This window comes from Lutibacter sp. (assembly GCF_040883305.1).
Taxonomy (GTDB): domain Bacteria; phylum Bacteroidota; class Bacteroidia; order Flavobacteriales; family Flavobacteriaceae; genus Lutibacter.
Window position 1 is genome coordinate 1 of the sequence record NZ_JBFLKT010000330.1, and the last position, 12,541, is coordinate 12,541.

Consider the following 12,541-nt stretch of genomic DNA (forward strand, 5'->3'; position numbering starts at 1 on the left):
AAAAAGCCAGCATACAACAATGGATATATTGTATTTCAGTGAATTTCCTTTCAGAAAACCCTATGTATATTTACAAAGGCAGGTTGCCAAAACGAAAAAATATTACCAATTTTTCCGTAACGAAAACATAGTCTAAAACGTTGACATGTATTTAATTACAACTTAAATTTAGGATTGTAACAATTTGAGAAAATGCCTTCTAATAAAATAACCAACAACCTAAACAGCCAAAATGAATCTCAACATTAGCAATACTGACCCGTCCTGAAATAGGCGTACTAAAAAAGATAACTTACTCAAATAAACAAGAAAGAATTAAAGCTACCCTGTCAAAAAAACTACCAAAAGGTAGGTTTAGATTTTCAATTAATTATTAGTGAAAGCTGTTACCACTTAATTTAAAATGCTTATTATCACTTGCATATATCTGTAACTTTTGTTACATTTCTACTGAAATTGCAATTTTAATATTTAAAAACTACGATTATTCAGAAATCCACTTGGATTCAAAGCAGTGCATACTAGAAAATTAAAGTGCAAATTGAATTAAATCAACTATTATGAATTTAAAAAAAACATTTATCATTACAACTATATTAAGTTTAGTTGTAATAGGAATATGGGAGCTTTTTTGGCGTTCTCAAGGAGTTTATCCAACATTAGACGATAATGAAGCTCTTTGGGCTATGCAGCGTTCGAGAGTAGAAGAAGCATCAAGCAATAACGTTCTGCTTATGGGTTCCTCACGAGTACTTTTTGACATACAGTTAAATGAATGGGAAGCACAAACAGGTATTCGACCAATTCAACTAGCGAGTGTTGGTAGCTCACCCTTACCTATTTTTCACGATGTTGTAACTAATACTAATTTTGCTGGAACCATAGTAGTAGGAGTCACACCAGGATTATTTTTTTCAACAACTGCCCCAAATGCACAGCCTTGGCAATGGCCACAGTCAAAAGTAGATTATTATAAAAAAAGAACCTATGCGCAAATTTCAAATCATATATTATCATTACCTCTTCAAAAAAACTTAGCATTTTTAAGTGATGACCAAGGTATTGATGGTATTAAATTAGAAGAATTGGTTGGTAAAATAAATATAGGAAATCGGATTATTGACCCAATGCCTCCTTTTCATGAATTTGGTGAAATTGCAGAGGACAGAAATAATGTCATGAAGCAAGTAACAGTTACAGATACAGCCTATGCCAATTCTGTAATTAAAGTGTGGCAGTTTTTTATGAAAGGTGCAGCAAGTGGACCACCGCCAGACAAAGCCTCAACAATGACTTTCTTTTTAAACGACTTAAAAGTATTTGAAGCCCGTGGTGGTCGTGTAATTTTAATAAGATGCCCTTCAAGTGGTTCGGTAAGATTAGGAGAAAACATGGGAGTCCCAAGAGCTTCGTTTTGGAACGATTTAGTAAAACAAGCAAATGTTCCAAGTTATCATTTTGAAGATTATAACAATTTAAAGGGGCTTATTTGTCCTGAAGAATCCCATTTATCAGAAGAAGATGCACAATATTTTACTACAGAATTAGTCAAAATTATGAAAAATGATAGCATTTTAATTAACTTAAAATCTACTAACCATGCTCTTTAATTCATTAAGTTTTGTCGTTTTTTTAATTATAGTACTAGCACTATATTATTCAAAATTATTTAATTGGACTGGTAAAAAAAGAATACTTCTTTTTGCGAGTTATATTTTTTATGGATTATGGAATCCGCCATTAGTTATTTTACTTTGGATTTCAACAATTGTAGATTGGATTACTGGAAAAAAATTAGCTATTGAAGAAAATAAACGTAAAAGAGTACTATGGCTAATGTTGAGTATGTTTGTTAATCTTGGGTTTTTAGGTTTTTTTAAATACCGGGATTTCCTTATGGATAATTTTACAACCGTGTTAAATACATATGGTTATGGCTATCAGTCAACACATATGGATATTATATTACCTATGGGAATTTCGTTTTACACCTTTCAAACGATGTCTTATACTATAGATATGTATTTGAAAAGAACAGAACGTGCCAAAACCTTTTTAGATTTTGCATTGTATGTTACATTTTTTCCACAGTTAGTAGCTGGTCCTATAGTAAGAGCCCAAGATTTGATATCACAGTTTTATGAAGAAAAAAGAGCTACTGTAAATCAATTCATTTGGGGTTTGTTTTTATTGACTTTAGGATTATTTCAAAAAGTTGTGATGGCCGACACTTTGCTATCAGGAACTGTTGATAAAGTGTATAGCTCAAATAAAATTTTAAATTTTTGGGATGCCTGGATGGGAACATTAGCTTTTTCAGGTCAGATCTTTTTTGATTTTGCAGGTTATTCAACCTGTGCCATAGGAATTGCCTTAATGTTAGGAATTATCTTACCCGATAACTTTAAATATCCATACGCTTCCTTAGGATTTTCTGATTTATGGCAACGATGGCATATCACTCTATCTTCATGGTTACGCGATTATTTATATATCCCGTTAGGTGGAAATCGTCATGGTGTTGTTAGGATGTATGCAGCTCTTATGATAACGATGTTATTAGGTGGACTTTGGCATGGAGCTGCTTGGACCTTTATAGTTTGGGGTGGATTACATGGAACTTATTTGATATTAGAAAGATTACAACGCCAATATATACCTTTTAAAATTACAAAATGGAATGGTATGTTTTTGGCATTCACAACCTTTACCTGTATTAATATTACCTGGGTGTTTTTTAGGGCTAGAGAGTTTAAAACAGCATGGAATATGATTGGTTCTATGTTTTATTTTAATCCGGACGGAGAAAAAGTTTTAGGTTCTTTTGATATTTTAAAAGTAGGCTTTATTATAGGTATACTATTTTTATGCCACTGGTTTATGAGAAACACGTCCGTTGAAGCAGTTTCAAAAAAAATATCACCAACTGTATTAGCTGTAGTTTGGGCTGTCATGTTTTTCTTGGTTGCCATCGCACAAGGTAGTGGTGAGCAGTTTATTTATTTTCAGTTTTAATGGAAAAGAATTTCTCTATGTAATGTATCTAAGTTTTCGTTGAAATTTTCATTTATATAAAGAAGAAAACCCTACGAAAGAAGAAGTTTGATAAATTGAACTTCAATTTTTAAAGGAGCATGCTATAAATTTTCTCAAAAAAAGAAAGATTAATAGAGAACAGCATATTCTTATAAATAAAACCTGAGACAATCCTAAACGTCTAATATTCGGAATTTTAGGAGTAAAACGGTTCGATTTTAGTATAAAATAGGAGAAAGGGACAAAATGAAACCTAAAAATGATAAATTGTAACAAAACGGAAAACATTTTTAACTTTTCCAATCATTGCGGATTTGAGTATTTAAACGGATAAATAATTGGAATGAAAAGCAAAAACTAGCAGCACCTTATAAAATTTATGCTTACATTTAGACTAAATAACGAACCGACAAACATTCAACAAGCGATATGCATCGTTCGAAAATCTCCAATTTTCCATTCCTACAAATCTTGTACAAACACGTTGTATGCAATTTGAAAACTGAAAACATAGAATGAGAATAAAAGAAAAAAATATTGGAATTTTAGGACTTTTATCTGTCTTAATATTGATAGCGACTTTATTGTTTTTTGGATTTTCAAATACTGAATTTAGTTTTATGAATGATTTTATAAGCAAACTTGGAGCAAAAGGAGAACCGAATGCTTTTTGGTTTAATTTATTCGGATTTATTACTGTTGGAATATTGCTTTTTGCATTTGATTTGACTTATGGAAACTTGCTAAATGACAAACTATTATCAGTCTTATTATCATTATTCGGGTTAGGATTTGCCTTTACTGCAATACCAATAGATATGGAGTTGTCTAGAACGCCTGTTTCTAAAGCCCATATTGTTGCCATTTGTCTTGGATTAGCATTTTGGTTGTTTGGACTATCAAGACTAGGTTGCAACCGACAACTAAAGAAAGGAATTAGAAATAGAGCGAATATTACTGCTACAATTCTTGTGCTTTCAATTATTGGGTTGGTAGTTGGACTTTGGTCGATGCCCGTAACACATAGATTAATATTTGGAATTGTATTTGGATGGACGGCAATAACTTCATTTGAATTGATTTTTAAAAAAGAAATGAATAAAAAAAACTACGTACAACATCGAGTATAGTCAATTTCTTGTTCGGTGTATACTCGAAAATTCCTTCAAATTTTCCTCTGGTTCGTTTTCTTTCACTAATTTAGTCCAACCAACGAACAAGCCATATACGAAGACGTTTGGCATAATTTAAAACAGAAAACTACATAGTGATCAATGCATACGAATACTTTAAAAATCATCCAAAATTCAACAAGCTTGTTGGAGATGATTTCTTGTTCGTAGAATATAAATGTCCTCTCAATATTGAAGAGTATCAATTGTGGATTGAAAATCATGTAATTACTTATGTTATTAGCGGTAAAAAAGATTGGATTACTTCAAAAAAAACACACAAACTTATTGCTGGAGACACCCTTTTTGTTAGAAAAGGTGTTTATACTACAAAGCAATATTTAGAAAGTGAATATTGTGTAATGTTATTCTTCATTAATGATAAATTCATCAAAAAATTTATTTCAGACAATCCAACTTTTAAGAGAGAATTCAATCACAAGAAAGAGCATCATCAAATTTTCGATATTACTACAAATGATGTGTTTAAAACTTTAATAGAAAGTATATTTCAATATTTAAACCAAGGAGATGAAATTCCGAAAGAGCTAGTAGAAATTAAATTTAAAGAATTACTCTTCAATATTTCGCTTAATTCGAATAATAAAGAGTTACTATTTTTCTTCAATTCAATATCGCAAAACACTAAAACGACTATTGAAAATATTATGATAGAAAATTTTCAATACGATTTAAAAATAGCTGATTTTGCAAAACTATGCGGCAAAAGTTTATCTTCTTTTAAGCGTGAGTTTAAAGAATATTTTAACACTACGCCAAGTAGGTGGTTAATTAATAAAAGATTAGAACACGCTAAAATATTGTTACTGGGAACAAATCTTAACATTAGCGAGGTCGGTTATGAATGCGGCTTTAAAAATAATTCGCATTTTATTCAAGCCTTTAAAAAGATATCAAAAGTAACTCCCAATAAATTTAGAATGCTCAAAAAAGAAGCATAATAGTATTTTTTGACCTTTTAAGAACATTATTTGGACTTTTAAGAAATCTTGAATGGCATTTTATATTCAACCTTTACATCATTAGTAAATTAAAAAAATGATGTGATGCCAAAACAAGAATTTTTAATCAGGAATTTAAAATCCATTAAAACCACTTCTATTGTTTACCAGAGGCATTTAGTTCTTTATGAAAAATATCGAAAAGATGCTGCCTCAGCTTGGATTACTGATGCTGCAGAGGTAACTGGGATAAATCTACAAGACCCATTTAGAACAACGGTTTCCATCAATGATAAAATGAAGGTTCCATTTAAAATTGGAGTTCATAAAGCAGTTGGAGGCGATCACGATTTTCCAAATCCTGGCGATTTACTCTGCGCTTCGTTAGCATCTTGTTTTGAAAGCACTATTAGATTAATTTCTAATAAATTAGGAATAGAACTTATTGAAACTAAAATAAGTGCAAATGCTCAAGTAGATGTAAGAGGAACATTAATGATTGATAAATCTGTTCCTGTTGAGTTTCAATCTATGCATATTGATGCATTAATTATTGCTAAAAAAACAAATGAAAAGCAATTACATACCTTAATAAATGGTGCAAAACGTAGTTGTATTGTGTATCAAACTATAAAAAAAGGAATCCCAATTACTTTAAATACCGTAGTTAAAATTAAAAACTAAAAACAATAAATTATGAAAAAATCAATCATCTTCATTTACGGAATTGTTGCCTATTTAGTATTTCTAATTGCCTTTTTATAAGCCATAGGATTTGTAGGCAACATTATTGTGCCAAAATCAATAGATTCTGGTACAGAAACCACCTTGTTTGCATCCACTTTTATTAATGTTATATTGTTAAGTGTATTTGCTTTGCAACATAGTATAATGGCTCGACCCGCATTTTAAAAAGTGGTTTACTACTATTATTAGCCCAGCAATGGAACGAAGTACTTATATACTTTTATCAAGTTTATCCCTACTATTAATTTACTGGCAATGGCAACCAATAACAACTATTGTATGGGAAGCAGAAAATGAAATTGTTAGTAGTGTTTTAAAAGGACTATTTTTTCTTGGTTGGCTTATTGTTTTGTTATGAACATTTATGATTAATCATTTAGAGCTTTTTGGTCTAGAACATATTTTTGATAATTTAAAGAACAAGCAAACACCTAACCCAAAATTTCAAACTAATTATTTATATAAACTAGTAAGACATCCACTTATGTTAGGTTTTCTAATCGCTTTCTGGGCAACACCAATTATGACTATAGGTCATTTATTATTTACAGCAGTAACCACTCTATATATTTTTATTGCTGTGAAGTATTTAGAAGAAAAAGACCTTCGAAAGGCTATTGGAGAAAAGTATGAAACGTACCAAAAAGAAGTTCCTATGATTATTCCTTTTACTAAAAATAAGAAGATAAATTTGAAGAAAAACGATAAAGAAACACACTTATATTAATAAAACTGAACAGAACAATACAGAACTAAATTTGCTTTTTTTCGTAATTTAGATAATTCTTATTTTAAAAATCACTATTTTTAAAGTAAGGAAATTACGGTTTCAAAATGGTAACTTTATTTTTTCTAAAACATTTTGGCGTATGCTATCAAAGATTTTTAGAGGTTAATAATATATAAAAGAAGGATAAATACATGGATCCTGACAGTAATAAAATAAATGAAGAATATAAGATAAGCGAGGAGGAGTTGCATAAAATATTTGATGGAATAACTTTAGGGTTTGCATTATGCGAACTTATTCTTGACGAACATGGAAACCCCAAAGACTATCGGTTTCTTAGAATAAATCGTGCATTTGAAAAACAATCAGGATTGAATATTTCTTCGGCTATTGGTAAAACTGTTAAAGAAATATATCCGGATATTGAACAATCTTGGATCGATAGATATGGCTCTACTGTAATTAATAACAAACCAATTCATTTTATAGATTACAATCATAATACCAATAAAACCTACAGTGTTAATGCACATTCTTTTTCAAAGAACAAATTTGCAATGTTTTTTGAGGATATTACAAAACTAACAATATCAGAAAAAAACCTTAACAATAGTGAAAAGCAATATGAGGAGCTTTTTAATTCTATGGTTGAAATGTTTCAGGTTATCGAACTGGTTTATGATGAAGATGGCAATGCTATTGATTATATATATCTCAAGGTAAATCGGGCTTTTGAAGCATTGGTTAAAAAGAAGAAAGATGAGTTAATAGGTAAGCGAGCTAAAAAAATATTTGGGATTGTAGAAGACCATTGGATAAAAACTTACGAAAGGATTGAGAATACAGGGAAGCCGGAAAACTTTGAAAACTATGGAGCGGAGCTAGACAAGTATTATCAAGTTTATGCTTGGAAAGTAGCTACAGGACAACTTGGAATTGTTTTTACAGATATTACTAAAGCCAAGAAATCTGAAGAGGCACTTAGGAAAAGTGAAAAACAAAACAAAAAATATATTCAAATGCTGAACGAAGCTCAGCGCCTCGTTAAAATTGGTAATTGGGAATGGAATATACCCACCAACGAGATTAAATGGTCGGATACAATGTTTGAATTATTGGGCTATAAACCAGGGTCAGTAGAACCTTCCTATGAACTGGCACTTAATCACGTGCATCCAAATGACAAGGAAGGCTATGAGAAAAGATTAAAGGAGTCTATATCAAATAAAGCACCGTATTATTTTGAAAATAGGATTGTTAAAAAAGATACTTCAGTTATTTCTGTAATCTCTAAAGGAATTTATTTTCTAGATGATCATAACAACCTTGTGCGCATGGTAGGCACAGTTCAGGATATTACCAATCAAAAACTCATAGAAAAAAAGTTTACAGAACACCAAAGACTAACGGCTTTGGGCGAAATGGCGGCTTCAATTGCGCATGATTTTAACAACTCTTTACAAGCCATGATGGGAAATATTGAAGTTGCAAAATTAAAACTCAAATTAACTGATGATACGCTCCAGTATTTTAATGCTATTGGGTCTATTATAATAGATATCTCTAGCAGGGTTAAAGCATTGCAAAATTTTGGCAATACAGAAAGCGATATCGTTAACTCCGAACTTATTGATTTTAATGCCATCATTAATGAAAGCTTGATACAATTTCGTCCACTATGGAAAGACAAAATGGAAAAAGACGGATTGAATGTAAATATTATTACAGATTTTGTTAACCTTCCGGAAATTGAAGGTAATAAGGGCGAATTAAAAACCGTAATCTACAATTTAATTAGTAATAGTATTGAAGCAATGCCATACGGTGGGGATATTACCATTAAAACAGGTATAAAAGCCGAAAGTATATTCATGAACTTTACAGATACAGGTATTGGTATGGATAACAATACAAAGTTAAAATTATTTCAACCGTTTTATACTACAAAAGGATTTGAACTAGGTCGAGGACTTGGAATGAGTGGTGTTTACAGTATTGTAAAAAAGCACGGAGGAGATATTGCTATAACATTCTCTGAATTGGGTAAAGGAACCACCATAGAAATTGTTCTTCCAATTAGTAAAAAGGATGACATAAATGAGGTTAGAGAAACTACATTGAATAATAAAAAATCATACAAATTTTTATGGGTAGATGATGATGCTACGATAAGAGAAAATGGTAGTGATTTGTTAGAACTACTTGGTCATGCTTGTGATATTGCAAATGGTGGAGAGAGTGCCTTACAACATCTTAATGAAAATTTATATGATGTAGTAATTACCGATATTGGAATGCCCAAAATGAATGGTTGGCAATTAGCCGATGCAATAAGGAAAAAATTTGGAAAAGAAATAAAAATTGTTGTTGTAAGTGGATGGGAAATTGATGAAAAAACTAAAAATGAACAAGACGTTAATTTTATCTTACAAAAACCTTTCACAATTAGTGAAATAGAAAAAATAATAATGACTCTATAATTTTGGTTATAAGCAAAATAAGGGGTTTAACAACTTGTATTATTTATGCTCACATTAACTTCAATCTAATGAAATAAAATATTGTCTTTTGAAGGAATGTAGAGTATGCGAATAAATGCCTGCTATTAGAGCGATAAGCCTTTCTAAATGTGTTATGCGGAAAATTCATTCGGAATTGTTTTTGAAATCTATACTCATAGTTATGAGCCAACATATTCTTCAGTTGCTTATTCAAAATAAAAACCAGTTGACATGTGTATCAGTAATTGCAAATGTAAGTTTACTTGTGAAAACTGCTTTCTCAACCCACATTTAGGACTAGTAGGTTCTCTACACCCGGGTCTCTAGGATTTTCTACCTGCCTAACGTCAGGCATGTTCATTTTTTACTTGCTAAATTAGGAGCTTAACTATGCAACTAAACATAAACGAGTACTTTGGCATTCATTTCCTTTAAAGTTTCTTAAAAACATAATAATAATTGTGTTTATCAATTTTAGTTGTATTATTACAAAACATCAAATCGATTATGATTCATAAATTATCTCAAAAAAATTCACTTACAAAAACACACACACAGTGTTATAGAAAATATTTTGCTTTAAATAGAAATTCAGTAGGTTTTAATATTCAAAAGAAAGAACTTATTTACACGTTAGTTTCGGACAAATCTGATGGCGCTTTTATTTGGGATATTGACGATAATAAATATATAGATTTAACAATGGGTTTTGGTTCTATTGTTTTTGGTCATAATTATTTGCCTATTCGCAAAGCAATTGAAAACCAACTAACTAAAAGTTGGTCTGTTGGCCCAATTTCTCCATTAGCTGGGGTATTAGCAGAAAAAATTACAGAGGCTACAAATACAGAAAGAGTTGCCTTCTTTAATTCTGGTACAGAGGCAATTATGGTTTCTTTAAGAATTGCAAAAACAGTTACAAAAAAGAAAAATGTTGTTTTTTTCAAAGGAGCCTATCATGGTACATTTGATCCGTTGCTTACTCTAAAAAGAGATCAGCAAACCAATATTGCGAAAGAATCTATTCCTGGAATTACACAATCTATCTTAAATGAATCTTATGTTTTTGATTATGGTTCAGAAGCATCTTTAGATTTTATTAAAAAAAACACAGATAACATTGCAGCAGTTCTTGTTGAACCCGTTCAGAGCAGAAACCCAAGTTTTCAACCCATTGCCTTTTTAAAACAAATACGAAGCATTACCGAGCAACATAATATTGCTCTTATTTTTGATGAAGTAATCACTGGTTTTAGAATAGATATAGGAGGTTGCCAAAAACTATTTAACATCCAAGCCGATATTATTACTTACGGAAAAGTAATTGGTGGTGGATTACCAATTGGTATTGTTGCTGGTAAATCAAAATATTTAGACGCTATTGATGGTGGCTTTTGGCAGTATGGAGATCAATCAATTCCAGAAGCAAAATCAACTTTTGTTGCAGGTACATTTTGTCATCATCCTTTAGCAATGGTTACTGCATTAAAAACATTAGAAATACTCGAATCTTCTAACGGTGAATTACTAAAAGAAATAAATATTAGGACGTCTAATTTTTGCAATAAAATGAATGTATTTTTCAAAGAAAACTTCCCGAAATTATCAATTGTTCATTTCGGGTCTTTATTCCGATTTGTAACACCTGGAAAGTATAAAGAGCTATATAACCAACTTCTTTTAAACGGAGTTTATATTTGGGAAGGTAGAAACTGTTTTTTATCAGTAGCACACACCGATGAAGTAATTACTTTATTGGAAGACAAAATTAAGTTAAGCTGCAAACAATTAGTAGAAAAAGGTCTTATAAAAACTCAAGTATAAGCAATTATGAAAAAAGAAATCCTACTTACTGACGGAAAATATTCCATTCAAAGACACGAAGGAATTCCTAAAGAAGCTTTACATTTTTTAGATAGTATTGCTTGGGGAAATGAAGGGGCTATTTATGAGCACAAAAATACAGAGGAACATATTAAATTGATAAAAAAACCAGTTCTTCTTGCCATTTATGAAGGTGAAAAAATAAGAGCAACTGCCGTTTTCTGTATGACAACTGTAACTACTGATAATAAGCAATTTAATTGTAATTATATAAGGTATTTTGCTTCTTCAAAAGAAATACGTGGCAAAGGAGTTATGAAAAAATTCTCTATAAAAGTGATGGAATTAATTCGTGAAAAGGAACAAGAAAAAACTATTTATTTTGCCTGTATAGAAAGAGCCAACAAAAGTTCTTATAAAGTTGTAGAAAGTGCGGGTTACAATACTTTAGGCACTGTAAAAACTTTAGGTTTTAGTCGTTTTTTTCCGAAGAAAAAGAAAAACATTACTCAAATAACTTTAAATGAAGAAAAAGAAGAAGTTATAAAGCTATTAGAAAAAACCTATATAAATCATTCTTTAACCCAATTCGATTCCTTATTTATTAAGAATAATTATTTTGTTATTAGAGAAAATGGAAAAATCGTAGCAGGGTGTCAATATCATCGTGCACATTGGGTTATTAATAATATGAAAGGTTTTATAGGGAAAATAGTAATGAACGTAGTTCCTTTAATACCTATTCTTAATAAATTATTTAATCCAAAACGGTTCGAATTTTTGGCATTTGAAGGTCTCTATTTTAAACCTGGTTATGAAGAACATTTATATACTTTATTTGAAGGATTACTGGCTAAAGAAAAATTAAAATCTTCTATGTTTTGGTTGGGAAATACCTGCCCAATTCGTGAAAAAATTTTAGGAAAAGGTAAGTTAGGTATGATACATTCTTTTATAAAAGATTCTGATGTTGAAATTATGGCAGCTTATAAGAACATAGATGAATCTAAAATTGAGAATTTAAAATCGAAACCAATATTTGCTTCAGCTTTTGATTATATTTAATAGTAGCTTTATGAAACAATTTGAAGATTTCGCTAATTTACTAATCAACCCTGAAGGTTCTGTACCTATTTATAATTGCCTTCTTAATATAAATGAAGCAAAAAAGAATATCAATTATGAAATTGCTCTTGGACAAATAAATACTTCGGATAAAAAAAAAGCTAGTAATTATCGATTTAGAATAGGAAGTATTACCAAAACTTTTACATCAACTATCATTTTACAGTTGATGGAGGAAGGATTACTACAATTAGAGGATTGTTTTCTAAATTGTTTACAAAATGATGAAACCAAAAAAATCTTATCAGAAATCTTATTTTTTAATGGAATTAATTACTCCAGTCAAATAACAGTCAAAAACTTATTACAACATAAAAGTGGACTTAGAGATTACTTTGCGGGTGATGAAAGATTCTTTGAAAACATTAAAAAATATCCAAATCAAGATTGGAATTGGAAAAAGATTTTAGAGAAATATTTTGAATATGATTTAAATAAAAAAGG

Annotated in this window: 10 protein-coding genes and 1 pseudogene; all 11 read left to right on the forward strand. The window is 30.4% G+C overall.

The genetic code is table 11. The features are described 5' to 3' along the window. Positions 1-560 precede the first annotated feature (560 nt). A complete protein-coding gene (locus AB1Z17_RS10595) occupies positions 561-1,610 on the forward strand; it encodes a hypothetical protein (protein WP_368051773.1) in 1,050 nt (349 codons plus the stop codon). Further along, the gene (locus AB1Z17_RS10600) at positions 1,600-3,015 is read left to right on the forward strand and encodes an MBOAT family protein (RefSeq protein WP_368051774.1); all 1,416 of its coding nucleotides are present in this window, start codon (positions 1,600-1,602) and stop codon (positions 3,013-3,015) included. The genes AB1Z17_RS10595 and AB1Z17_RS10600 overlap by 11 nt, the downstream gene beginning before the upstream one ends. Before the next feature lie 536 nt (positions 3,016-3,551). Continuing rightward, positions 3,552-4,166, forward strand: coding sequence for a DUF998 domain-containing protein (locus AB1Z17_RS10605; RefSeq protein ID WP_368051775.1), 615 nt, complete (start codon positions 3,552-3,554; stop codon positions 4,164-4,166). A 137-nt stretch (positions 4,167-4,303) separates the two neighbouring features. Continuing rightward, positions 4,304-5,170 (forward strand): helix-turn-helix domain-containing protein, encoded by an 867-nt coding sequence (locus tag AB1Z17_RS10610; RefSeq protein WP_368051776.1) that lies wholly within the window; start codon positions 4,304-4,306, stop codon positions 5,168-5,170. Positions 5,171-5,275: 105 nt separating this feature from the next. Then, the gene (locus AB1Z17_RS10615) at positions 5,276-5,854 is read left to right on the forward strand and encodes an OsmC family protein (protein ID WP_368051777.1); all 579 of its coding nucleotides are present in this window, start codon (positions 5,276-5,278) and stop codon (positions 5,852-5,854) included. A gap of 427 nt (positions 5,855-6,281) precedes the next feature. After that, positions 6,282-6,644 carry an isoprenylcysteine carboxylmethyltransferase family protein gene (locus AB1Z17_RS10620; protein WP_368051778.1) on the forward strand — a complete coding sequence of 121 codons (363 nt, stop codon included), beginning with the start codon at positions 6,282-6,284 and terminating at the stop codon, positions 6,642-6,644. Positions 6,645-7,018: 374 nt separating this feature from the next. Next, the gene (locus AB1Z17_RS10625) at positions 7,019-9,127 is read left to right on the forward strand and encodes an ATP-binding protein (RefSeq protein WP_368051779.1); all 2,109 of its coding nucleotides are present in this window, start codon (positions 7,019-7,021) and stop codon (positions 9,125-9,127) included. Positions 9,128-9,259: 132 nt separating this feature from the next. Beyond that, positions 9,260-9,367: pseudogene (locus AB1Z17_RS10630) on the forward strand (glyoxalase); the annotation flags it as partial. 288 nt (positions 9,368-9,655) lie between these two features. Continuing rightward, positions 9,656-10,972: an aminotransferase class III-fold pyridoxal phosphate-dependent enzyme gene (locus AB1Z17_RS10635; RefSeq protein WP_368051780.1), complete on the forward strand. Its 1,317-nt coding sequence runs from the start codon at positions 9,656-9,658 to the stop codon at positions 10,970-10,972. Positions 10,973-10,978: 6 nt separating this feature from the next. After that, positions 10,979-12,037, forward strand: coding sequence for a GNAT family N-acetyltransferase (locus AB1Z17_RS10640; protein ID WP_368051781.1), 1,059 nt, complete (start codon positions 10,979-10,981; stop codon positions 12,035-12,037). 10 nt (positions 12,038-12,047) lie between these two features. Then, the coding region (locus AB1Z17_RS10645) for a serine hydrolase (protein WP_368051782.1) at positions 12,048-12,541 on the forward strand (494 nt) is incomplete at its 3' end.